Source organism: Mitsuokella sp. AF33-22 (assembly GCF_003475755.1).
Classification (GTDB): domain Bacteria; phylum Bacillota; class Negativicutes; order Selenomonadales; family Selenomonadaceae; genus Mitsuokella.
Window position 1 is genome coordinate 36118 of record NZ_QRQA01000011.1, and the last position, 24479, is coordinate 60596.

18 protein-coding genes, 1 pseudogene and 1 riboswitch are annotated in these 24479 nt (G+C 57.0%); of the genes and pseudogenes, 14 read left to right on the forward strand and 5 right to left on the reverse strand.

Annotated elements, in window-relative coordinates; translation table 11 throughout:
• The first annotated feature begins 37 nt into the window (after window positions 1-37).
• The 4 genes from mnmG to DWZ54_RS08130 all read left to right on the forward strand — a co-directional run bounded on the left by mnmG (window position 38) and on the right by DWZ54_RS08130 (window position 4783).
• Window positions 38-1939 (forward strand): tRNA uridine-5-carboxymethylaminomethyl(34) synthesis enzyme MnmG, encoded by a 1902-nt coding sequence (gene mnmG, locus DWZ54_RS08115; protein WP_118475415.1) that lies wholly within the window; start codon window positions 38-40, stop codon window positions 1937-1939.
• Window positions 1940-1953: 14 nt separating this feature from the next.
• Entirely contained in the window at window positions 1954-2667 is a 714-nt protein-coding gene (gene rsmG / locus DWZ54_RS08120; protein WP_118475417.1) for a 16S rRNA (guanine(527)-N(7))-methyltransferase RsmG, read from the forward strand.
• Between the two features lie 396 nt (window positions 2668-3063).
• Window positions 3064-3963 (forward strand): RluA family pseudouridine synthase, encoded by a 900-nt coding sequence (locus tag DWZ54_RS08125; protein ID WP_199663306.1) that lies wholly within the window; start codon window positions 3064-3066, stop codon window positions 3961-3963.
• Between the two features lie 79 nt (window positions 3964-4042).
• Window positions 4043-4783, forward strand: a complete 741-nt coding sequence (locus DWZ54_RS08130) for a sulfite exporter TauE/SafE family protein (RefSeq protein ID WP_118475419.1) — start codon at window positions 4043-4045, stop codon at window positions 4781-4783.
• A gap of 93 nt (window positions 4784-4876) precedes the next feature.
• Here the strand turns inward: DWZ54_RS08130 and DWZ54_RS08135 are convergent, their stop codons facing one another.
• Window positions 4877-5974, reverse strand: a complete 1098-nt coding sequence (locus DWZ54_RS08135; RefSeq protein ID WP_118475421.1) for a hypothetical protein — start codon at window positions 5972-5974, stop codon at window positions 4877-4879.
• Between the two features lie 38 nt (window positions 5975-6012).
• Window positions 6013-6267, reverse strand: coding sequence for a hypothetical protein (locus tag DWZ54_RS08140; RefSeq protein ID WP_118475423.1), 255 nt, complete (start codon window positions 6265-6267; stop codon window positions 6013-6015).
• A 208-nt stretch (window positions 6268-6475) separates the two neighbouring features.
• On the opposite strand from DWZ54_RS08140, the pseudogene DWZ54_RS12165 reads away from it, so the two are divergent.
• Both DWZ54_RS12165 and DWZ54_RS08145 read left to right on the forward strand, forming a co-directional pair.
• Window positions 6476-6589 (forward strand): annotated as a pseudogene (locus DWZ54_RS12165) (helix-turn-helix domain-containing protein); the annotation flags it as partial.
• A gap of 378 nt (window positions 6590-6967) precedes the next feature.
• Window positions 6968-9145, forward strand: coding sequence for a tetratricopeptide repeat protein (locus DWZ54_RS08145; RefSeq protein ID WP_233541661.1), 2178 nt, complete (start codon window positions 6968-6970; stop codon window positions 9143-9145).
• Between the two features lie 324 nt (window positions 9146-9469).
• Here DWZ54_RS08145 and DWZ54_RS08150 read toward each other — a convergent pair whose 3' ends face one another.
• Window positions 9470-10642, reverse strand: coding sequence for a phosphoribosylaminoimidazolecarboxamide formyltransferase (locus tag DWZ54_RS08150; protein WP_118475427.1), 1173 nt, complete (start codon window positions 10640-10642; stop codon window positions 9470-9472).
• Between the two features lie 46 nt (window positions 10643-10688).
• Window positions 10689-10765, reverse strand: a riboswitch (ZMP/ZTP riboswitch).
• A gap of 177 nt (window positions 10766-10942) precedes the next feature.
• Here DWZ54_RS08150 and pfkA point away from each other — a divergent pair.
• Window positions 10943-11905 (forward strand): 6-phosphofructokinase, encoded by a 963-nt coding sequence (pfkA, locus tag DWZ54_RS08155; protein WP_118015072.1) that lies wholly within the window; start codon window positions 10943-10945, stop codon window positions 11903-11905.
• 325 nt (window positions 11906-12230) lie between these two features.
• On the opposite strand, the gene DWZ54_RS08160 is transcribed toward pfkA, so the two are convergent.
• Window positions 12231-14609: a homocysteine S-methyltransferase family protein gene (locus DWZ54_RS08160; protein WP_118475429.1), complete on the reverse strand. Its 2379-nt coding sequence runs from the start codon at window positions 14607-14609 to the stop codon at window positions 12231-12233.
• Window positions 14610-14726: 117 nt separating this feature from the next.
• On the reverse strand, window positions 14727-15413 hold the full coding sequence (locus DWZ54_RS08165) for a vitamin B12 dependent-methionine synthase activation domain-containing protein (protein WP_118475430.1): 687 nt from the start codon (window positions 15411-15413) through the stop codon (window positions 14727-14729).
• Between the two features lie 248 nt (window positions 15414-15661).
• On the opposite strand from DWZ54_RS08165, the gene DWZ54_RS08170 reads away from it, so the two are divergent.
• The 7 genes from DWZ54_RS08170 to DWZ54_RS08200 all read left to right on the forward strand — a co-directional run bounded on the left by DWZ54_RS08170 (window position 15662) and on the right by DWZ54_RS08200 (window position 24457).
• The gene (locus DWZ54_RS08170) at window positions 15662-16432 is read left to right on the forward strand and encodes a ParA family protein (protein WP_298465507.1); all 771 of its coding nucleotides are present in this window, start codon (window positions 15662-15664) and stop codon (window positions 16430-16432) included.
• Window positions 16422-17375, forward strand: coding sequence for a ParB/RepB/Spo0J family partition protein (locus tag DWZ54_RS08175; protein WP_118475432.1), 954 nt, complete (start codon window positions 16422-16424; stop codon window positions 17373-17375). The genes DWZ54_RS08170 and DWZ54_RS08175 overlap by 11 nt, the downstream gene beginning before the upstream one ends.
• Before the next feature lie 60 nt (window positions 17376-17435).
• A complete protein-coding gene (locus DWZ54_RS08180) occupies window positions 17436-17954 on the forward strand; it encodes a DUF4446 family protein (protein WP_118475434.1) in 519 nt (172 codons plus the stop codon).
• A 138-nt stretch (window positions 17955-18092) separates the two neighbouring features.
• Window positions 18093-19130, forward strand: a complete 1038-nt coding sequence (locus DWZ54_RS08185; protein ID WP_370245761.1) for a peptidoglycan DD-metalloendopeptidase family protein — start codon at window positions 18093-18095, stop codon at window positions 19128-19130.
• A 246-nt stretch (window positions 19131-19376) separates the two neighbouring features.
• Window positions 19377-20483: a glutamate synthase gene (locus DWZ54_RS08190; protein ID WP_118475436.1), complete on the forward strand. Its 1107-nt coding sequence runs from the start codon at window positions 19377-19379 to the stop codon at window positions 20481-20483.
• Window positions 20471-22102, forward strand: coding sequence for a glutamate synthase-related protein (locus DWZ54_RS08195; RefSeq protein WP_118475437.1), 1632 nt, complete (start codon window positions 20471-20473; stop codon window positions 22100-22102). The genes DWZ54_RS08190 and DWZ54_RS08195 overlap by 13 nt, the downstream gene beginning before the upstream one ends.
• Window positions 22103-22120: 18 nt before the next feature.
• Window positions 22121-24457 carry an FAD-dependent oxidoreductase gene (locus DWZ54_RS08200; RefSeq protein ID WP_118475439.1) on the forward strand — a complete coding sequence of 779 codons (2337 nt, stop codon included), beginning with the start codon at window positions 22121-22123 and terminating at the stop codon, window positions 24455-24457.
• Window positions 24458-24479 lie beyond the last annotated feature (22 nt).

Consider the following 24479-nt stretch of genomic DNA (forward strand, 5'->3'; position numbering starts at 1 on the left):
TGCCAATCGTTGCTATATAAATAAGGAGGAGTTATCGTTGTTTACTGCTGGAAAATACGATATCATCGTCATCGGTGCAGGCCATGCCGGCGTGGAAGCGGCGCTCGCCGCGGCGCGCATCGGCTGCCGGACGCTTTTGGCGACGCTTTCGATGGACAATATCGCCCTGATGCCCTGCAACCCTTCGGTGGGAGGACCGGGCAAAGGTCATCTCGTGCGCGAAGTGGATGCACTTGGCGGCGAGATGGGCGTCAATGCCGACAAGACCTGCATCCAGTTCCGCATGCTCAATACCGGCAAGGGCCCGGCTGTCCACGCGCTGCGCGCGCAGGCCGATAAGAAGCTCTACCAGTTCACGATGAAGGAGACTTGTGAGAATACCGAAAATCTGGATGTAAAACAGATTCTCATTACCGATTTACTCCTGACCGATGACAAGAAGGCCGTGCGCGGCGTCGTGGTCGAGACGGGGGAGGTCTATCTGGCTCCTGTTATTATCATGGCGACGGGCACGTATCTCAAGGGACGCATCATCGTCGGGGAGCATACGTATAGCGGCGGCCCGAACGGGCAGCGCCCGGCCATGAAGTTCTCGGATTCGCTCAAGGCGGCGGGCATCCGCCTCATGCGCTTCAAGACGGGCACGCCGGCCCGTGTCGACGGCCGCACGCTCGATTATGCGAAGATGCAGATCCAGCCTGGCGATGAAGAAGCGCGCAATTTCTCGTTCATGAGTAATGTGAAGACGCGCGAGCAGGTGCCGTGCTGGCTGACGTATACGAATGAGGCGACGCATAAGATTCTGCGTGACAATATGGACCGTGCGCCGATGGCCAATGGCATCATCGAGGGCATCGGCCCGCGCTACTGCCCGTCCATCGAGACGAAGATCCTGCGCTTCCCCGATAAGGACCGCCATCAGCTGTTTCTCGAGCCGGAGGGCCTGCACACGAATGAGGTTTATGTGCAGGGCATGAGCACGAGCATGCCGATGGATGTCCAGCTCGCGTTTCTCAAGACCATCCCGGGGCTTGAGCATGCCCATGTCATGCGCGCCGGCTATGCCATTGAATACGACTGCATCGACCCGACACAGCTCAAGCCGACGCTTGAATTCAAGGATATCCATGGCTTTTTCTCGGCCGGTCAGGCCAACGGTACCTCAGGCTACGAGGAAGCTGCGGCCCAGGGCATCATCGCCGGCATCAATGCGGCCATGCTCATCAAAGGGCAGGAGCCGCTCGTGCTCAAGCGGTCCGAAGGGTATATTGGCGTGCTCATCGATGATCTCGTGACGAAGGGGACGAATGAGCCGTACCGCATCATGACGAGCCGGGCTGAATACCGCCTGCTGCTGCGCCAGGACAATGCGGATCTGAGACTCACACCGCACGGCCGCCGCGTGGGCCTCGTCAAGGACGACCGCTGGGCCCGTTTCACGAAAAAGAAGGAGGCCATCGAGCAGGCGATGAAACTGCTCAAGAGCACCGCCATCAATCCGAGCCAGGAAACGAATGACCGGCTGAAGGTTGCCGGCATCGAGCCCATCAAGAGCGCACAGCCGCTTGCCGACCTGCTGCGCCGTCAGGATGTCGATTACGATACACTGCGTGCTGCCTACCCGGATTTGCCGGAACTTACGCCCGAGGTCCGGCAGCAGGTCGAGACGTCCATCCTGTACGAAGGTTATATCAAAAAGCAGCTTGAGCAGGTCGCGCATATGGAGAAGCTTGAGGCGAAGCTCCTGCCGGAAGATATTGATTATCAGGATGTACCAAGCCTGCGTGATGAGGCCCGTGAAAAGCTCGCAGCCATCCGTCCGCGTTCGGTCGGGCAGGCTGGCCGCATCAGCGGTGTTTCGCCGGCCGATGTATCGGTTCTGCTCGTCTGGCTCGAGCAGCAGAAACGGCTTCGCGATGCAGAACATGCGAAGGATTGAGAGGGGGAATGGAGATGTTTCAAGATGAGATGAAGAAGGCCGCGGAGGATTTCGGCCTGACGCTGAGTGACCAGCAGCTCGCGCAGTTCACGCGTTACTATGAGCTGCTGGTGGAATGGAATAAGAAAATGAATCTCACTGCCATTACGGAGGCACATGAGGTGGCCGTCAAGCATATGGTCGATTCGCTCTCCGCGTATGATCCTGCTATCTTTGAAGGTAAGATATCAATAATCGATGTCGGTACAGGTGCCGGCTTCCCGGGACTGCCGCTCAAGATCTTCTGCCCGCAGGTGCATCTGACGCTAATGGATTCCCTGAACAAGCGTGTCAACTTCCTGCAGACGGTCGTCGATGAGCTTGGTCTGCAGGATGTGGAATGCGTCCATGCAAGGGCAGAGGAGGGGGCGCGCAACAAGAAGTACCGCGAGCAGTTTGACCTTGCCGTCTCGCGCGCCGTCGCACGGCTGCCCATCCTTTGTGAATACTGCCTGCCGTTCGTCAAACGCGGCGGCCACTTCCTCGCACTCAAGGGCAGGGCTTTTGCCGAAGAAGTCGAGGAGGCTCAGAAAGCCATCAAGGTCATGGGCGGCAGCCACACGGAGGTGCGCGAAGTCCATCTGCCGGGCCTTGATGACAAGCGTGCCATCATCACCGTGACCAAGACCATGCCGACCCCCAGGGCCTATCCGCGCAAGGCCGGCACACCGGCAAAGAATCCGCTTTAACAAAACGGGCATGTTTCACGTGAAACATGCCCGTTTGCATTCCCGGCAAAATTTCGACCTCTTCCACCGCTCCGCGGTCCCCCTTCCCCGGGGATGCCACCGGCATCCCACGCTTCGCGCCCCTGCGGGGAGCTACGACGCCAGAAACGGCCTGCCAACTGTTCTGTTTCTTATCCGCAAGTCCAAGGACCTCTTCCACCGCTCCGCGGTCCCCCTTCCCCGGGGATGCCACCGGCATCCCGCGCTTCGCGCCCCTGCGGGGAGAAGGCTGGAGGCGCTTGCCCTTCGGTAGAAGGATCGAATCCGACAAGGCGCGTGCCTTCTCCGTGCACGGAGAAGGTGCCGAGCTTGCGAGGCGGAAGAGGTCCCCAAGATTATTTACAGAAGAAGAGAGGGATGTTCTTGAAGATTTCCTACATCGTAGATACTGCTCATGACGGCAGGGAGCTGCGCCAGCCCGTGCGCGTACCTCTCGGGCTCTCGGCCAAACTCTGGAAACGCATCAAGTGGAACGGCACGATCCTTGTCAATGGGCAGGCACGTCACGATGCCCGGCTGCGCGTTCACGAGGGGGATGAGGTAACGCTGTCCTGGCAGGAAGCATCGCCCGTCGTGCCCGTCGATCTGCCCCTCGATGTCCTCTATGAGGATAAAACTATTCTTGTTGTCAATAAACCTGCGGGCATGATCGTCCATCCGACGCATCGCGCGGCGCGCGATACGCTTGTCCATGCCGTGGCGGGCTACCTCAAGCGCTGGGGAGAGGCGGCAGGCATCCATCCGCTCTACCGGCTTGACCGCAATACGACGGGCATCGTCGTCATCGCGAAGTCGGCTCAGGCACAGTATGCGATGACGAAATATCATGGGCAGCTTTACCGTGAATACCTGGCATTGGTGATGGGGCATCTGGACGCCAGCAAGGGATGTATTGACCTGCCCATCGGCCGTGATCCGGCACTGGCCAATCACTGGCAGGTGCGCACTGACGGCAGGCGTGCGCTGACGGAATACGAGGTCAGTGCCGTGTGGCCGGATTATTCCCTGCTCAAGATCCATCTGCTGACCGGCCGCACGCATCAGATTCGTGTCCACTTCTCTGCGCTTGGCCATCCGCTGCTCGGTGACAGTGCGTATGGCGGTCCCTGTGATGCCATCCCACGCCAGGCCCTGCACGCCTGGCGCGTGTACTTCCGCCATCCCGATACCGGCCGAGAAATCCACATCGAAGCCCCCATTCCCGAAGATATGCAGCATCTTATTGAACGAATGTTGTTTCACGTGAAACATCGATAGAGGAAAGTTAGGGCGTGGCAGCGAAATAATCCTTGGCAGCAAGATTACCAGCATCATTTGCAGAAAGGTTGTGGTTGTTTTGGATATTACTGCTGGGCAGGCACATCTCTGGCCGACACTGGCCATCGGAGTGGCTGCGTTCATGCAGGGCATCACAGGCTTCGGGCTCGTGATCATTGCAGCGCCGCTGCTCATGCTTTTCTATGACCCGCGGGAAACCGTGCTCGTGATGTTTGTCGTGGGCCTGATTACCAGCATCGTGCAGACCTTCCTCGTCTGGAAAGATGCACGCTACAAGCTGATCGGGGCAATCCTGGTTGGCTATATTGTGGCGCAGCCCTTCGGCTTCTGGATTTTTGCGCATTTTTCAGCCAATCAGCTGAAGCTGCTCGTCAGTACGGTCATTCTCGTCTCGCTGCTGCTCATGCAGTTCACGCATCATGAGTTCTCGCTCTGCCGCCGCAATTCCATCCTCATGGGTATCCTGGCCGGCCTCTGCGGCGTCACGACGGGCATGGCCGGTCCGCCGCTGATCCTTTATTTTGCCTACACGAAGATGACGCCGGCGGAGCTGCGCGGCACGAGCGTCGTCTTCTTCCTAATCAGCGGCATCATCTCCATCGGCTTCTTCCTGTTCCAGGGCGTGTCCATGTATTCCGCCGCCGTGGAGTCGATTTACCTGATACCAGCCCTCGTCATCGGCCTGGTGCTCGGCAACGCCGTCATCCGCTTCGTTTCCGTCAAGCTCTTCCGCTTCCTAATCTTCTTCATGCTGTACTTCATCTGCGCCTACATGTTCTATGATCTCGCCATGCAGTGAGATGTGGAAAATGTTTCACGTGAAACATTGAATGAAAACTCCGTGGCTCGTGATAAAATCACAGGCCACGGAGTTTTTTACGGGCAAATGTTCTCAGTCATCAAAGAGGCTGATCAGGCCGCCAATCAGGCCGCCGACGACCAGAACTGGTGCAACTGTTACGGCTGCGGCGCCGATGGCGGCCGCACCAGCTACGGCCCCCGACCCGATGGCACCGACGGCACCGGCGGCTGCTGTCCCCGCCGCGACGCTTGAAGCAGCGGCAGCAGCGGAGGTGACGGCACTGGTGACGGCTCCCGTCGCGGCTGCCGCCGCTGAGGCACCAGCTCCGCCAATCGCTCCCGTGATTGCCGTTCCGGCACTGACTGCTGAGCTGATCACAGGCGCGCTGGAAATTACCGCTCCTGCTGTACTGGCCGTCTCGAGTGCGGCTGCACCAATTTCCGTACTGGCCAGCAGACTGCCTGCGGCCCCGGCGCCGTAGCTGATCGCACCGGCTTCCGCCGTATCGACAATTACATCGCCGGCGGCTTCTGAAACCGTCTTATTGCCCTTGACCACCTGGACGATATTCTTGCCCAGGCTGAAACCTGCGCCGGCTGCTGCGCCGGACTTGGCCGCCGATACGCCGGCACGATGTGCGGCCGCTGCAGTTTTGGCCGACTGGTAAAACTTGGGTACGACGGCTGCATTCGTCTTGCCGGTTACCTTGGTTTCCAGCTGCATGGCGTCAGCCCAGAACCTGGCTTCCTGTTCCGTGACATGGCCTTCGACCACTTTTACGCCGGATTTTGCTGCTTCTGCTTTCAGCGTGCGGAAATAGGGGTTGCCCTTGTCGACGACGATGGTCTGTCCCTTATAGCGTGCAAAATCAATCTGTCCAGGCTTGTAGCCAATCTTCACCTGCTGGAACGCAGCTTTCCCGTTCGTCTTGAGATGCTTCAGGTCAGCAAGCCCGTTATTGTTCAGGACGATGGTCGTGCGCCCGCGGGCTGAGGATTCAGCAGCTTCCAGGCTTTCCCCGACAAAACCCTTGAATCCCTTGCTGCCGCCCCGCAGCGTATTCAGGCCGGACAACTCCTCCTGGGCCTGTTCGAAGGCCCGCATTTTCCGGACTGCCTGATGCACGGCCTTGGCGTTTTTCGCCGTACCGACTGCCCCTGCATAGATAGAATTCATTTCGTTTTTCATGATGTATTCCTCCTGTTTATTGTGATCCTCGGACCGGCTTATGGATGGGCCGGTACAAGTGTATAAAGCTGACGGCAGATATTCATTCCCGCACGGTAATCGGAAGAGGTCTTGCTGATGATTACGGCGTGCCGGTGATCTTCGCCATAGTAAATCTTGTAGTGGGTCCTGCCGTTTTCCAGGGTGAAGCCGAGCTGGGCAAGCTGCCGGCTCAGCTTTCTGGTCAGATGGCGGTAACCTTTGAACATGATTTTTAGTTGCTGACGAAAGCTCGTTTGTTGTTCCTGCTTCATGGTCGTGCTCCTTTCCACAGCCCGTATCTCTTTGTTGTCTTTATGATACGATTTTTGCCGTTGCAGGCCGAGTCAAACGCGATGCTTTTTCGATGCATTTTTCGTGTGCAACAATATTTCCCCGGATTGCAGGATTGTTGCAGAAAATTGCAGAAATCTATTAAGAAAGTTGTTACCATTAGAGAAGTATTTGTAAGGGGGATCTGGTGTGTATATTACATATCCTTTTTTACTGATTTTTCTGAAGACGAAGCAAAAGTTGAGTCAAAAAGAGATTGCCGACGAGCTGGGGGTTAACCCCGCAACTATTTCCAGGCTGTGCACGGGAGAGCAGAGCCAGATGGGAGGTGGAATCACAAAAGATGTTTTCTACCAGCAGCTGTTTTGCCATGAAGCCTATCCGGAATTCGTCCAGAAGCTTCAGCGGTATCTGCATGAACATGAAGCCTTCGATCAGGAACTTGATGACCTGTATGGTGTGATCTCACAAGCAGAATGTGAACATAAGCCGCGAGAAACAATACATAAAGCCAGGGAGGCGTTTTTACGGAGGGTTGTGGAGCGGGCAGAGGAGTCCCGCGAGGCAAAGCGGGTCAATGCAACATCTTCTGCTCAGGATATTTCCTTTGCACCGCTCAATTACCGGCTGACGGAGGGGTTTGTTGGACGCAATGAACTCTTGGAGAAAATTTCTTCTGTGATGGAAGCATACAGTCTGGCCGTTATCTGTGGCATCGGTGGCCTGGGCAAATCGCAGACGGCTTTGCATTATGCAGACCGTGGCAAGAAGAATCATATCTATAAACAGATACAGATGGTTTATTTTCATCAGGACCTCAAAGCGACAATCCAGGATATTCCGTTTCAGGGCTTGAAGAAATATCAGAAGGAAGACAAAGCCGGTGATGAAGGGTTTCAGATTCGCATGAAGGCATTGAAAACGTTCCATAAAGATGCTCTCCTGATTATCGATAATATGGATATCATGGGGGCTCTTCTGCCGGAGGAGGATCAGCGCATCCTTGAGGAACTCGCGGATATGGAACTGCACGTGTTGATCACGAGCCGCAACACGACCCTTTACAAAGATATGTATATGGTCCCCATCAAGCCGTTGAGCGATGCGGAACAACTGGAGCTCTTTCGTTTGAATTACAGTCCCCGCAAGGAAGATCCCATCGAGCTGCCGGCTAAAAACATGGATAAGTATAAGGAACTCTGCCATATGGTATCCGGACATACCATGCTGATTGAGCTTATCGCCAAGACGATGCGGGAGTATTCCATGTCGCCTGCCAGAATGATTAAGCTGCTCAAGGAGAAACGGGACACGCGTGATTTGAAGATTCCGGTCGAGAAAGATAATAATTATGAGCAGGAAGATATTTATAATGTCATCTCGACCTTGTTCAATATCAGTGCGATGAATGAGCAGGCCAAGCAAATCCTGATGAAACTTGCCCTTTGCTCGATCAACGGCGTCCGTATGACCTTTTTTGATGAGTTCCTGCTGGATGGCTGCAGCATCAGCGCAATCAATGTTCTCGTCAATCAGAGCTGGATTGTTCGCGAGTCGCATCAGGCGGCCGAGGACGACCGGATCCATCTGCATCCTCTGATTGAAACGGCTGTCTTGTGGAATCTGCATCCGACGCTCAGGGACTGTCAGGATTACTTGGAAGCGGCAATCCGTGTGTATGCAGACAATGATGAAGAAATCCAGGCCATGGACCGTCACGATGTCTGTACCATCCTGATCCGTGCCGGGGAACTGTTTCGTGCATCATACGACAAGGATTCGGCCGGTCTGCTCATTCGCCAGGCAAAGGTGATTTATAAGGCACATCAGTACCGGCAGGCCTGGGGACAGTGCAATCTGGCGTTATCGATCTGCAAGTCTTCTGCGGATGATGCGAGTCAGACCCTGCTGCCACAGGCGTATTGCCTGCATGCCAATCTGGCAGTGAAACTGGCGGATTATCAGGAGGCAATCAAGGCTTACCATACGGCTATCGACATGTGGGAAAAACAAGCGCATCCTCCTTATGAAGATATCGTGGAAGCTTATAACTATCTGGCCAATGTTTACCGTAAGAACTCTCAGTATACCGAGGCGCTGGACAACTTCCGACTGGCCGAGAATCGCATGGATGTTCATAAGATTGACAATCCGGAATTGCATGCGGATATCTTGAATAATATCGGGATTGTCTATATCAATCTGGATAATCTCGATAAAGCCCTGGAAAATTATAAAAAGGGCATGGAGATCCGTGAGAAACAGCCGGTGCCGAACAAGCAGCAGCTGGCATATTCGTATCACAATATCGGCACGGTGTATCAACGGCAGGATAAATGTGAGGAGGCGATAGCCTGGCATGAAAAGGGGTTGAAACTGCGCCGCGAAGTCTATACGCCGGATGATCCGACCATTGCGGATTCTCTGACTATGCTGGGAAATGATTATGCGGCAATGGCCAAGGGGAAAGACGATAAACATTATGCGACAGCGCTGAAATACGTTCAGGCAGGGCTCAAGATACGAGAAAATTCCCTGGGACCGGACCATCCGGCAACGGCATGGAGCTACGAAAGCCTTGGCAAGATCTACTATCAGCAGGAAGCATATGCACAGGCAAAAGCGGCTTTTTTGAAGTGCCTGTCCATTCGCCGTTCCGCCCTGGGAGAACGCCATGCCTATACGGCTCAGATCATGTTCTGGCTGGGTAAAACAGAATACGAGCTGGACAATCTGCCGGCAGCCCGGGAGTATCTGACGCAGGCATGCGCCATCCAGGAGCAGGTAAAACCATCGGCTTTGCCTCAGACACAGGCTTTGCTGTCCAAGATAGAGGATGCTCTTCACCTCCATGAATAGGAGTTTACAGACAAAAATCCCGGCGCATGAGCAGTACGCCGGGATTTTTGCTGTGTATTATATCTTAGGAGAGCTTTGCGCCTCATATTGAGGTGCTAACGAAAGCCTATAGATAATATAGCATATATGAGAATGAATATCAATACCTAAACGAAATGTTTTTGTAAAAATAAAAGCCGCCCCGGTTCTGCTCAACCGGGGCGGCTCTCACGAATCATCGTTAGCAGTGAAAACTCTCCTTGGCATTATTCTAGCACAGATCAGCGGTCCTGTCTTGTGACCGAGTTCCAGAAGGAGGAGAATCGCATAGCCAATGGCGGTATCTTAATGATGGAACAGACGGATGTGCGTCATGGCCATCGTCATGTTGTATTTGTCGGCCGTCTCGATGACGTTGTCGTCACGGATGGAACCGCCGGTCTGGGCGACGTAGGTCACGCCGCTCTTGTGGGCGCGCTCGATGTTGTCGCCGAACGGGAAGAAGGCATCGGAGCCAAGAGAGACACCTTCTTCCTTCTGGAGCCAGGCTTTCTTCTGCTCGCGTGTGAAGACAGGCGGTTTTTCGGTGAAGACGCGCTTCCAGTCGTCCGTCTCGAGCAGGTCTTCCCATTCCTCGCCGATGTAGACGTCGATGGCATTGTCGCGGTCTGGGCGGCGGACTTCCGGCTTGAACGGGAGGCCAAGGACCTGCGGGCTCTGGCGCAGGAACCAGTTGTCCGCCTTCGTGCCGGCAAGGCGCGTGCAGTGGACGCGGCTCTGCTGGCCAGCACCGATGCCGATGGCCTGTCCGTCCTTCGTGTAGCAGACGGAGTTGGACTGCGTGTATTTGAGCGTGATGAGGGCAATCAGGAGATCGCGCTTGGCGCTTTCCGGCAGATCATGATTCTTCGTCACGATGTCCTTGAGGCAGTCTTCCGTGATTTCGACATTGTTGCGTTTCTGTTCGAACGTGACGCCGAAGACCTGCTTGCGCTCGAGTTCTTCCGGCTGATAGGCGGGGTCCATCTGCAGGATCAGGTACGTGCCTTTGCGCTTCGATTTGAGGATCTCGAGGGCTTCCGGCGAATACGACGGTGCAATGATGCCGTCCGATACTTCGCGCTTGAGGAAGGAAGCCGTCTGTGCGTCGCATTCGTCCGAGAGGGCGACGAAATCGCCGTAGGAGCTCATGCGGTCAGCACCGCGGGCACGGATGTAGGCCGTGGCAATCGGGGAGAGCTCCACGCCTTCGACGAAGTAGACTTTCTCGAGGACCGGCGAAAGAGGAACGGCGACAGCAGCGCCAGCCGGGCTGACGTGCTTGAAAGAAGCGGCAGCCGGCAGGCCCGTGGCTTCCCGCAGCTCACGGACGAGCTGCCAGCTGTTCATGGCGTCAAGCAGGTTGATGTAGCCGGGACGGCCGTTGAGGACCTCGAAAGGCAGTTCACCGTTTTCCATGAAAACGCGGGCTGGTTTCTGGTTCGGGTTGCACCCGTATTTGAGTTCCAGTTCTTTCATTTTGCTATTTGCTCCTTTTCACATACAAAAAAGCCGACACAAATCCAGGCTCTGCCCAGACGGTCGGCTCTTCTTCCCTGTGCTCCCTGTGGTCATCCACTTCCGTCAGTTGCACAGCATCTAACTAAAATCTATCATCCAGATGGAATTTTGTCAAGGTCTGAGCTGGTCCGAAAAAATAACCGGCATCCCTGTTTTCCAAGGGATTTTTATGGTATCATTAGGTGTAGTTAAACGTCATACGATGGCTTTCAGCCAGTCAATATGCTAGCTATTCTCAATTCAAGGGGGACTTCCATTATGTTGAAAAGCATTGCAGTCATGACCAGTGGCGGCGACAGCCCAGGAATGAATGCAGCGGCACGCGCGGTTGTACGTACTGCTTTATACGAAGGTGTCAAGGTCTGGGGTATCCGTGGCGGCTATCACGGTCTGCTCGAGCAGGATATGTTTGAGATGCAGTCCAAGGATGTCGGCGATATCATCCAGCGTGGCGGCACTTTCCTTGGTACGGCACGCTGCAAGCGCTGGAAGACGCCGGAAGGCCGCATGATGGGTTATCAGAACCTCAAGGACCGCGGCATCGAAGGTCTCTGCGTCATCGGTGGTGACGGTTCCCTGCGCGGCGCATCCCTCCTGTCGAAGGAGACGGGCATGCCGATTGTCGGCCTGCCGGGCACGATCGATAATGATGTCTGGGGCTCTGACTATACGATTGGCTGCGATACGGCTGCCAATACGATTATCGATGCCATCAACAAGCTGCGCGATACGGCTTCGGCTCATCGTCGCGTCATCGTCCTCGAGGTCATGGGCCGCAACTGCGGCTGGCTCGCACTCGTTTCGGGCATCTCGGGCGGTGCGGAGTACATCCTGGTACCGGAAGAAGAGTACGATCTCGACGCCATCTGCGAAGACATGAAGGAAGCCTACAAGAAGGGCAAGCGTTACATCCTCGTCGTCGTGGCTGAGGGTGCCGGCAGCGGCCAGGAAATCGGCAAGCATATTGCCGAGAAGACGCAGCTCGATACGCGCGTATCGGTGCTCGGCCATATCCAGCGTGGGGGAGCTCCGTCGGTCATCGACCGCGTACGCGCCAGCCAGCTCGGCGAGCAGGCTGCTCTTGCACTGATTTCCGGCCTGTCGGATATCGTGTTCGGCTACAGCAAGGGCCGTGTCGTTTCGATCGACCTGCATGATGCCGTCAACAACAAGAAGGTTCTTGATCCGGACTATCTGCATCTTGCAAAGGTTCTGTTCTGATCGCAAGGATTTGCATAACAAAAGAGAAGCCCGCTTCCCATCCGTCATGGATGAGGAAGCGGGCTTCTTTTATACAGGGGATGTGACGATCGTGAGATGGCGGCGGGAGGGCTGCGCAACACTTCGCGAAGTCGGGCTGCTAAATCGATTTTTTTCCTGCCAGCCTCCTGTCAAAAGTGCGTCGTTCAAGCGTAGCGCGTTTCGCACTTTTGGCAGGCTGCCTTAAAAGGAAAAAAATCGATTCTTTACGCAGCGCGCCAACGCTTCGTTTTTGCGCAGCCCTCCCGCCGAAGGTTACGATATCCGCATCTTGAATAAGTGAGATTTATTCCGCTCCGACCATTTGTTTGGCGAGCTTGACGGCCTTTACGCCGTCGGCTGCGTAGGCGTCGGCACCGCAGGCATCGGCGTAGTCCTGGGTGACGGCGGCGCCGCCGATCATGACCTTCACGTCGAGCTGTTCGTCCCGGAGCCTGGCGATGACTTTGTCGATCTGCGGCATCGTGGTCGTCATCAGTGCGGCGAGGCCGACGATGTCGGCCTGGTGTTCTTTGGCTGCCTGCACGATGGTATCGGCATCGACGTCCTTGCCGAGATCGATGACCTTGAAGCCGGAGTTGGCAAGCAGGGCTCCCGTGATGTTCTTGCCGAGGTCGTGGACATCGCCCTTGACCGTGGCAATGACGAAGGTACCCTTGTCCGCTTCGGCACTGGCCGGGATGAGTTCCTTGAGCTTGTCAAAGGCGGCGCGCATGGTTTCGGCAGACAAGAGGACCTGCGGCAGGAACATGCGCCCGGAGCCGAAGTCTTCGCCGATTTCCGTCATGGCGGCGGTCAGGCCGTTTTCCGTGATCTCATTGCCTGTCTTGCCCTCTTCGAGCGCCTTGAGGACGAGGTCGACGATGATGTCTTTTTCACCTTCGATGACGGCCTGCTTGATGGCCTCAAGGATTGGCAGGTTCGTCGTCTTCATCACGGCTGCTTTCTTGGGCACGGCGAGGTTGCTCTCGTCCTGACTGAAGGCCAGGCCGCAGGGGTCGTCGCCGAGCAGGGCCGCACTGGCCTTGAGGGCTTTCTGCATGGATTCATCGTAGGGGTTCATGATCGGTGCATCGAGGCCGGCCGCAAGGCACATGGCAAAGAAGGTGCTGTTGATGAGCGGCCGGTTCGGCAGGCCGAAGGAGATGTTGGAAAGGCCCATCGTGGAGGGGAAGCCCAGATGCTGGCGATAGAGATGCAGGGTACGCAGGACTTCGCGGCAGGCATTCTTGTCAGCCGATACGGTCATGACGAGGGCGTCGAGCAGGAAATCTCCGTCCTTGAGCCCGGCTTTCCGGGCTTTCCCGATGATGAACTGCACGGCCTTGAGGCGGTCGTCTGCCGTCTTGGGCACGCCGTCTTCGGTGATTGGCAGGCAGAGGATGGCAGCGCCGTATTTCTTGGCGAGCGGCAGAAAATCGCGGATGCGGGCATCCTCGGCGGAGACGGAGTTGATGAGCGCGCGGCCCGGATAGGCGCGCAGGCCGGCTTCGAGTGCTGCGGCGTCGCTCGTATCGATGGCGAGCGGTGCGTCGGTAAGCTGGGCAATTTCGGTTACAGCCTGCTTCATGGCCGTTACGGCATCGATGCCGGCAACGCCCATGTTGACGTCGAGAAGTCTGGCGCCGGCCTTCACCTGATTGACGGCTTCCTTCTTGACGGAGAGCAGCGCCCCCTCGCGAATCTCGGCGGCGAGCTTTTTGCGGCCCGTCGGGTTGATGCGTTCGCCGATGAGGACGGTCGGCAGGTCTTTGTCGATGCAGACGGATTTGCTGCGGCTGGCCAGCCAGAGGCGCTGGGGACGTGCGGCGCGTCTGGGTTCCTCACAGTCAGCGAGGGCGGAGGCGAGGGCGCGGATGTGCTCCGGCGTCGTGCCGCAGCAGCCGCCGAGGTAGGTGGCACCGGCGGCGAGGAGCTTTGGTGCCCAGCTGCCGAAGTCCTCCGGTCCCATCGGGAAGTGCGTTTCGCCGTCGACGAGCTGCGGCATGCCGGCGTTCGGCTGTACGCTGATCGGGCAGTCGCAGTTCTCGGCAAGCGTTTTGACAATCGGCACGAGCTGTTCCGGTCCAAGCGAGCAGTTGACGCCGATGATATCGGCGCCCATGGCCGAGAGGATGATGGCGGCGGACTGCGGGTCCGTACCCGTGACGGTACGGCCATCATCGCTGTAGGTCAGCTGGCAGATGACGGGGATGTTGGGCGCGACATCCTTGGCGGCGAGCAGCGCGGCGCGCATTTCCTGGATGTCGATGCAGGTTTCGATGATGAAGTAATCGATGCCGGCCTCGGCGAGGGCAGCGGCCTGCTCGTGGAAGCAGGCATAGGCTTCTTCAAAATCGAGATCGCCGAGCGGGCTGATGAAACGGCCCGTCGGGCCCATGGAGCCGGCAATCTTTGCTTTCTCGCCTGCCGCTTCCCGGGCAATCCGCACGGCGGCGGCGTTGAGCTCTGCCACGCGGTCCTCGAGACCGTAATGGTCGAGTTTGAGGCGGCTCGCGCCGAAGGTATTCGTCTCGATGATGGTCGCACCGGCTTCGATATATGCGCGGTGGATACCAAGGACGACTTCCGGATGCTCGATGTTCATGAGCTCAGGGCAGCCGCCTGGTTTGAGCCCCCCGGCCTGCAGCATGGTACCCATGGCACCGTCAAAGATATGGATCATGGTAACGCTCCTTATTGTTCATTCAGTTTTGCAGTTTGTATAGGTATTATTTTATAACCATACTATGTTAGTATGCATTATATGTCAAGGAAAATCCGTTCCCTTTCGTCATTTTATTTATTCTTGTCTGCGTGAAGGACAGTCTTTCTTGCCGCACGCGGCGCAGCCCCTGGCTTCGTGAGCATCTGCTTGTGGGGTGGTATGCGTTTCTTCCTTGTAAAGGCCGATGATGGCCGTGACGCTTTTGCGCGGCACGAGCATCTTGGACTCAGAAAGGGTGATGCCAATCGTCTCGCAGCGTGTCAGGCGGATGAGCTCAGGCTGCTGGTCGAGCGGCCAGTCGCCGTAGCCCGGGCTGAAACGCCAGCGCATGCCATAGCCCTGCGCCGCCATCTTGGGCTTGATGGCCCGTTCCATGCCATCGGCCAGCTGCTCGACGGCCGTGGTCGCTGCGGCATCGAGCAGCACGCTGGAGGCGTACTCACCATCGGAAAAGCGTTTCGTGACCATGTCCTCGATATCATCGCCGACCGTGACGGCCAGCAGGATGACCTTGTCGCAGCCGGCGAGATGCTTGCCGATTTTCGCGCCTTCGATATGGAAGGGGGGATCAGCCAGGACATCCTGCTTCTCGCAGTCGTAGTCGTAGAGCTGCCAGATACCCTGCGGCTTGGCGAGCAGGCGCGCATCCTGACAGGCCTCTTCAATGAGGGCTTCGTCGAAGTTCTTGGCACGCATGAGCCCTGCGTAGCGCCGGGTTTCCTTGGGATCAATCGTGAGCAGTGGGGCATTGTAGACGGGCATGATAAAACCTCCTCGGGAAAATTTTTTATGTTGTTTCACGTGAAACAATAGCATTTTTCACCAATTCATTATATTATATGATATAGGAAAAAATTGCCCATATGTATGTATGGTAGCCACGTGCTGTGGCATTCGTCGTTTACAAATGTTACAATGTAACAATTATACTGATTCCGGGGTCTTTTTACAAGGAATAATGTATCGATGTTCCTGACAGGCCGTGGTCTGGGGCAAATTCTAGGAAAGTGGTGAACTATGTGGCAAAAATCATTGCAGTAGCCAATCAGAAAGGCGGCGTCGGCAAGACGACGACTTCCGTCAACCTGGCGGCATGCCTGGCGGAGAAAGGCAAGAAAATCCTGCTGGTGGACTGTGATCCGCAGGGCAATGCCTCCAGTGGCTATGGCATCGATAAATCCGCGCTCGATACGACCATCTATCAGGTGATCATCGAGGGCACGCCGATTGAACAGGCGCTTGTACATACGGAATTCCAAGTGGATGTCCTGCCGGCCAATATCGAACTGGCGGGAGCTGAGGTTGAGCTCGTGGCAGCCATCTCGCGTGAGACGCGCCTCAAGCGGGCCCTCGATACCGTAGCCGGGGCTTACGATTACATCATCATCGACTGCCCGCCCTCGCTGGGGCTCCTGACGCTCAATTCCCTGGCAGCGGCGGATTCGGTGCTCATGCCAATCCAGTGCGAGTTCTATGCATTGGAAGGTGTCTCGCAGCTCATGAATACGATTGAGCTCGTGCGTTCCAATCTCAATGCCGGTCTGGAGGTCGAAGGCGTGCTCATGACGATGTACGATTCCCGCACGCGTCTGGCTGAGCAGGTCGTGGCCGAAGTACGGGAAACATTTGGGGAACTCGTCTACAAGACGATGATTCCGCGTACGGTGCGGCTCAGTGAAGCGCCGTCGTACGGCGAACCAATCATCTATTACGATAAGCGCTCCAAGGGTGCGGATACCTACCGCCAGCTGGCAGAAGAGGTGATGGCTCATGGCAAGTAAGGGGCATGGCGGCCTTGGCAAGGGACTGGGAGCCCTGCTCAAGGACCGCAAGATCACGCCGGCCAGAGATCAGGTGCAGGAAATCCCGGCAGCTGAGATACAGGCCAACCGTTATCAGCCTCGTCAGGAATTTGATGAAGCGGCTCTCGAGGAGCTCCGTGCATCCATCCAGCATTACGGCATATTGCAGCCGCTCATCGTGCGCCGGCTGCCTGAGCGCGGCTATGAGCTCATCGCCGGTGAGCGCCGCCTGCGTGCGGCGCGCCTGGCCGGCCTTGTGAAAGTGCCCGCTCTTGTGCGCGAATACAATGATGCGGAGATCAGTGCGATTGCTCTGATCGAGAACATCCAGCGCGAGAACCTCAATGCGATTGAGGAGGCGCGGGCGTACGAACGCCTCATGCAGGATTTCCATCTGACGCAGGAGGTCATTGCGCAGAAGATCGGCCGCAGCCGTTCGCATGTTGCCAATTTCCTGCGCCTGCTGCGCCTGGCACCTGACGTTCAGGATGATGTCGCGAGCGGCAATCTGTCGATGGGGCAGGCCAAGCCGCTGCTCGCGCTTGACGACATGGATCTGCAGCGTCAGGCTGCAGCCTTTATCCGCGAGCATGGCAGCTCGGCCCGTCAGGCCGAGGAACTCGTGCATAAGCTGCTTGAGAACCCGGCGTATCTTCAGTCCCTGTCTGCGGCGAAAGCAGAGCAGGAGAAGACGAACGACGGGCAGAGCGGGCGCAATCAGGACGCCTTTCTCGAAGCTGCGGCGAATCGTCTGGTCGAGGCCCTCGGCACGAGCGTACACATTCGTTCGGGACGCAAAAAAAGCCGCATCGAGATCGAATTTTATTCAGAGGACGATCTGGAACGGCTGTTGGAACTCCTGACCAGGCAGGAGGATTCTCCTGCTCCGTCGGCTGGAGGACCAAAGGATTTTGTGGTTTGATCCATGATGTTTCACGTGAAACATCGTTGTTATACATTCTAAGGAGTTTTCAAGAAGAAAATGGATATTCAGGTAATCACCAAACTTGCACTCGATAATATCGTCATGATCGTTGCGGTCCTGGGCGTTCTGGCCCTGCTGCTGCTTCTGCTGACCATCAATCTCTACATGAAGGTCAATTACATGAAGAAGCGGTATCGCAAGATGATGACGGGCGCTGATGGGTCGAATCTGGAACGCATGCTGATTGGGCATATCAATGAGATGAAGGCCGTGGCTGAGGAGAATGAGCGCATCAAGCAGGAAAATGAGCGCATTGATGCCCTGCTGCAGCTGGCCATCACGCGTGTCGGTGTCGTGCGTTTCCGCGCGTTTGACGACATGGGCAGCGACCTCAGCTATGCGGTCGCCCTGCTGGATTCGCACAACAACGGCGTCATCCTCACGAGTATTTTCGGTCGTGAGGATTCGCGCAGCTACGTCAAGCCCGTGGAGAACGGAACGTCCACGTATGCGCTGATGGCAGAGGAACAGCAGGCTCTTGATGAGGCCATGGGGAAAGTTGCGGCAGAGGCCTGAATGAAAAAATAATGTTTTGAATTGGAATGAACCTTATGCTATAATAAAGCATAAGGTTCATTTTTCGTTATTTGATCAGTTGTAATCCAGGGAGAGTAAGGGTCCGTGGATTATTTTTGTTTTTGGAGGTTCGGTTTTTTGGATAACGATAATAAGGAAGAGAAACAGCCGGAACAGGCGGCTGCCGCTGAGAAGCAGAAGGCAGAGCAGCCGAAGGCAAAACCGAAGAAGAAGCAGACCATCTATACAATCAAGCTCATACCGGATGACAAGGGCGATGTCAAGAGCATCCGCCTTTCGGCACGCATGCTCAAGTACGGGGCAGCCTCGCTGGCTGCAGGTGCACTGCTGTTTGTCGGCGCCTTCAGCTATTCGGTTTACAGCACGTTCGTCAATCAGAATGGCGCTTCGGAAATCCGCGAGCTCCGGGAAGTCAACAATATCCAGCAGGAACAGCTGCTGCAGCTCTCGAAGAAGGCCAATGCGCTGCAGGACCAGCTCGACCAGCTGACGCAGCTGGAATCGGATTTGCGCCGCATGTCGGGCGCCGGCCCCGCAGAGGATGATGCCGGACAGATGGATGACAGCAGTGATGGCACGCATGATGGCCAGGGCGGCCCACATGTGACGCCGGATCTGGAGAATGTCAGCGCGGCACTCGACAATATCGAGAAGGATGTCGCCAAGCGCCGCGAATCCCTGCTGGCCCTGCAGGAGCAGCTCAAGCAGCAGCAGGAGCAGCTGGGCATGGCCGCGGGTTCCTCTCTGCCGGGCATGACGACGATGGCCGGTGTATCCATCACGACGCCTTCCATCTGGCCGGCACGTGGCGATGTGAGCTCGCCGTTCGGCTTGCGCTGGAACGGCTCGGACTTCCATCCGGGCATCGATATCGCCAATGATATGGGCACGCCGATTGTCGCGACGGCGGATGGTGTCGTCACGACGGCCGGCTGGAATTCGGGCGGCTACGGCAATATGGTCGACATCGACCATGGCAATGGCATCATGACGCGTTACGGTCATGCGATGCAGGTGGTCGTCTCGGCCGGTCAGCATGTACGCCGCGGCCAGATTATTGCCTACATGGGCAGCACGGGCTTTTCGACAGGCCCGCACGTCCACTATGAAGTCCGCGTCAATGGTTCGCCGGTCAATCCGGTGGGCTATCTCTAAGCCATATAGGTTTTGGCTTGACAGAGAATCCCGCACAAACTTGTTTGTTCGAGTTTGTGCGGGATTTTTTTATCATCTTTTTCATACAAGTATAAACAATAAAGAATAATTATGGAAAGCGTGGTATTCATGTATACATGTTACATTCCGGTTGACATAGCAAGTATACATTTTTATAATAGAAGTTACGTAACCCAATATGCATTGTAAAAATACATTTGTGTGTATATAGAAGGAGAGACCGCCATGTGTCGGATAGGTTCAATCAAGAGTAAAGTACCCATTCAGCCATCCAAGGCACTTCACCTGATGCTGCCGCAGCAGGAAGGGCACGACAATTCTGGTTTCGCCATGGTCATGCAGGACCTGTACGGAATCTTTTCCAATTATAAGGACAAGCCGCTGCTGTCGCTGGCTTGCACGCAGCGCGGCGCGCAGCTCGTGGAGGAGTATATGGATGCCCATAACTTCGTCCAGCTGGCCGAGTGGATCCCGGTGCCGGATAAACGTCCGGGCCTCGATATCAAGGCGATGCCGTACTACATTTTCCGCAATTACGATTATCCGGAGGATGCCGAACACATGACGAAGGAGCAGAAGGAGGACCTGCTGCTCGATACGCGCCTGGCACTGCGCAAGCTGCTCGAGAAAGAGGATGCCGGTTTTGTCTATTCCTTCTGGCCGGATGTGCTGACGCTCAAGGAGATCGGCGATCCGCGCGATATCGCGACGTATTTCCATCTCTGGGACGACAATGGCTGCCTCGTGGCGAAATCCATCGTGGCTCAGTGCCGTCAGAACACGAACTACGACATCGTCCGCTATGCGGCGCATCCGTTCTTCCTGCAGGGCTACACGCTCTGCGCCAACGGTGAGAATACGTTCTACACGAAGAACAAGGAATTCCAGAAATCCCTGCACCGCGGCTACATCGGCTTTGAGTCCGATTCCCAGTGCTTCCTCAATACGCTCCATTACGTCCATCACGAACTCAAGTGGCCGCTGACGTATTACAAGCACGTCATCACGCCGCTGCCGTTCGAGGAGATCGCCGAGCGTCCCGACAAGGATGTGCTCATCGCGATCCGCCAGAGCCTCGCGAACCTCGAGATCAACGGCCCGAACACCATCATCGGCGTCCTGCCGGACATGAAGATGATTACCTGTTGCGATTCCAAGAAGCTGCGCCCCGTCGTGGTCGGACGCACGGATGATATGGTAGCCATCTCGTCGGAGGTCTGCGGCCTCAATGAAATCATGCCGGATCGTGACCAGACGCAGGATATCTATCCGAATGAACGTGAAATCGTCGTCATCGACAATGACCTGGAGGTACAGAGATGGAAGCAGTAAAGACTCAGGATGTGGGCGTCAATGATCTGCCCTGGAAAATAGAATATGATCCTTCGCGCTGTACGATGTGCGGCAGCTGCGTGGCCAGCTGTTCCTTCAAATCCATCAAGGTCAGCGTGGAACGCCGCGACATGACCATTTCGGAGAGCACGCAGCCGGAGCCCAAGCACCTGCATGCGGCCCGCCCGGTCATCAAGCAGGTGGCGAGTCTCACGGATTTCTGCCGTGGCTGCGGCATCTGCGAGAAGGTCTGCCCGAACAATGCCATTCGCCCCGTGCGCAATCCGGATACGAGAAAGACGCTGCTCTCGAAGGATCATGGCCCCATCAAGCGTGGCGGCCGCACGAACCTCAATGCACAGCGAACGCTCGATTCCATCGTTGTCGGCCGCATCTCGCAGATGACGGACCCGTCGCTCGATGCTGCGCGCCATACCTTTGATATCCGCTCGCCGTTCGGCCGTGTGCTCTCGGCCAAGGAGCTGCCGTTTGCCATCAAGGACGGCAAGCTCGTCGAGACGAAGCACACGCCGCCGGTTCACTGGATCTACCCGCTGATTTTCTCGGATATGTCCATTGGTGCTCTCTCAACGCGCGCCTGGGAGGCCGTGGCTCTCGCCGTCGGCTACCTCAATGAGAAATGCGGCCTGCCGGTACGCATGAGCTCCGGCGAGGGCGGCATGCCGGTCAAACTCCTCGAATCGGATTACCTCAAATACTTCATCATCCAGATCGCATCCGGTCACTTCGGCTGGAACCGCATCATCAAGGCCATGCCGCACATGAAGACGGATCCTGCCGGCATCCTCATCAAGATTGGCCAGGGTGCAAAACCGGGTGACGGCGGCCTGCTGCCGGAGGCAAAGGTGGCCGAGCATGTCCAGGCCATCCGCGGCGTACCGAAGGCGACGCTCGCTTCGCCGCCGAACCATCAGGGCCTGTACTCCATCGAGGAATCCGTTCAGAAGATGCATCTCTCGATGAATGCGGCCTTCGGCTTCCGCGTGCCGGTTGCCATCAAGTGCGCGGCTTCGGCCACGTCGGTATCGGTCTACAACAATCTGTTGCGCGATCCGTACAAGATCTGCGGCGGCTTCTTCATCGACGGCATCCAGGGCGGCACGGGCGCGGCCAACGAAGTCTCGCTCGACCATACAGGCCATCCGGTCGTCTCGAAGATCCGCGACTGCTATCTCGCAGCCGTCAAGCAGGGCCTGCAGGGACAGATTCCCCTCTACGGCGGCGGCGGTATCGGCATGACGGGCAATGCCGCAGCCGATGCCTTCAAGATGATGTGCCTCGGTGCCAACGGCGTCTTCGTCGGCAAGATCCTCATCCAGCTCCTCGGCTGCATCGGCAATGAGCAGGGCCGCTGCAATTCCTGCAATACGGGCAAGTGCCCGATGGGCATCTGCTCGCAGGATCCGCGTCTCGTCAAGCGCCTCGACATCGACCGCGGTGCACAGAAAATCGTCGATTACGTACTGGCCTTCGACTCCGAGCTCAAGAAACTCATGGCGCCAATCGGCAACAGCTCGCTGCCAATCGGCCGCAGCGATGCGCTCGTTTCCACGGACAAGGCCGTGGCGGACAAGCTTGGTATCCAGTACGTTTGCTGATAGCAGGAGGAGAGCTTAATGTTTAAGATAGACACCATGAAAGGGCATGAACGCATGTCCACCCAGGACCTGCTCCTGGCCATCGGCGAAGCCGTCAAGCAGGGCGAGACGGACTTTGAGATCAAGGCTTCCGGTCAGCACGACATCGGCGGCCCGCTCTGGCATCCGGAAGGCAAGAAGCTGCACTTCCATGTCTGGAACGCCGGCCAGCGTGCCGGCTCCATGTGCCTGCCGGGCACGGAAATCATCATTGAGGAATCGACTTCGGCCGATGTCGGCTGGCTCAACGCCGGAGGTATCATTACGGTACGTGGCGATGCCGGCGATACGGCAGGCCACTGCTCCTCGGGCGGCAAGATCTTCATCGGCGGCCGCGGCGGCACGCGCACGGGTTCCCTGATGAAGCACGATCCGCTCTATGAGGAGCCGGAGCTCTGGATCCTCAAGAATGTCGGCTCGTTCTCCTTCGAGTTCATGGGCGGCGGCAAGGCCGTCGTCTGCGGCTACGACAGCGAGCAGTTCGAGTCCGTGCTCGGCGAGCGCGCCTGTGTCGGCATGGTCGGCGGCGTCGTTTACGTGCGTGGTCCGATCGGCACGCACCCGGCCGACATCATCTGCTCGGACCTTGACGATGACGACATTGCCTTCCTCGCAGGCGGCATGGAGGATTTCCTCGCGCATATCGAGCGTCCGGAACTCCTGAAGGAGCTGACGGACTGGAGTCAGTGGCACAAGCTGCGCCCGCTGACGGCTGCTGAGCGCAAGCCGAAGGCAGCGCCGGATCTCCACGCTTTCCGCCTCAAGGAATGGGTCAAGGGCGGCATTTTCTCGGATGTCGCACACGATGATTTCGAGGTTCACAATACAATCTGCACGGGCCTTTACCGTCTGCGCGTGCCGAGCTGGGACAATGCGAAATTCGCGGCACCCTGCGAATTCAACTGCCCGACGGGCATCCCGACGCAGCGCCGCTACGATCTCATCCGCATGGGCCGCCTCGAAGACGCCATCCAGCTCGAGCTCGATTATACGCCGTTCCCGGGCTCGGTCTGCGGCTCGGTCTGCCCGAATCCCTGCATGGATGCCTGCACGCGCGGCACGATTGATGAGCCCATCCAGATCGGTGACCTCGGCTACAGTTCCGCCTTTGCCAAGGTGGAACCGCCGAAGACGAAGACCGGCAAGAAGATCGGCATCATCGGCGGCGGCGTCGCCGGCCTCTCGACGGCCTGGCAGCTCGCCCGCAAGGGCCATGAGGTCACGGTCTACGATGATGCTGACCACATTGGCGGCAAGCTCGAACAGGTTATCCCGCGCGGCCGTCTCTCACACGAATTGCTCGAATCCGAGCTCAAGCGCATCGAGAGCGTCGGCGTCAAATTCGTTCCGGGCTGCAAGGTAGACCGTGAGAAATTTGACAAGATCCGCGAGAGCAGCGATGCTGTCGTCGTCGCCACGGGCGGCACGAAATCCCGCTTCTTCCCGTGGGAGGGCGTGGAGCATCTGACGATGGGCCTCGAGTACCTCAAGGCCATCAATCGCGGTGAGCACCCGAAAACGGGCAGGAAGGTCGTCGTCATCGGCGCCGGCAACTCCGGTATGGATACGTGCCGCGGCGCCTATGAGATGGGCGCGGAATCCGTCATCGCCGTTGATGTCCAGAAGCCGGCGGCGTTTGCCAAGGAAATCGCTTATTTCGAGGGACTTGGCGGCAAGATTGTCTGGCCGTTCTTCACGAGCAGGATCACGCCCGAGGGCGTCTATGGCAATGACGGCCGCTTCATCGAAGCGGACCAGGTCATCGTCTCCATCGGTGAGGAGCCGGTCCTCGACTTCCTGCCGGAGGATGAGGGCATCGAATACTTCCGCAAGAGCTGGCTCGTGCCGAAGAAAGACCTTTCCATCATGGACGGCGTCTTCACGGCCGGTGATACGATCAAGCCGGGCCGTTTGACGGATGCAATCGGCAGCGGCCGCAAGGCCGCCTGGTTCGTTGACCAGTACGTCATGGGCAAGCCTGCCCAGCCGTTCCCCGAGAAGCCGCAGATTCCTGCAGAGCGACTTTCCAAGGCGTATTTCGATAAATGCCATCACTGCCTGCTCGGCGACCCCGTCAGCGATCACACGCGCTGCGTGAGCTGCGGTACCTGCCGTGACTGCAAGATGTGCCTCGAGTCCTGCCCGGAGAAGGCCATCACGCGTGTCGAGAAGGAAGACGGCTCGTGGGAGTACGTGTCCGACCCGAACCGCTGCATCGGCTGCGGTATCTGTGCCGGTGTCTGCCCCTGCGGTGTCTGGACGATTCAGGACAATCCGGAAAAAATCCCGATGTACTCCACGGGCGCCAAAGCCTGAGGCATATCGGAGCACATGCAAT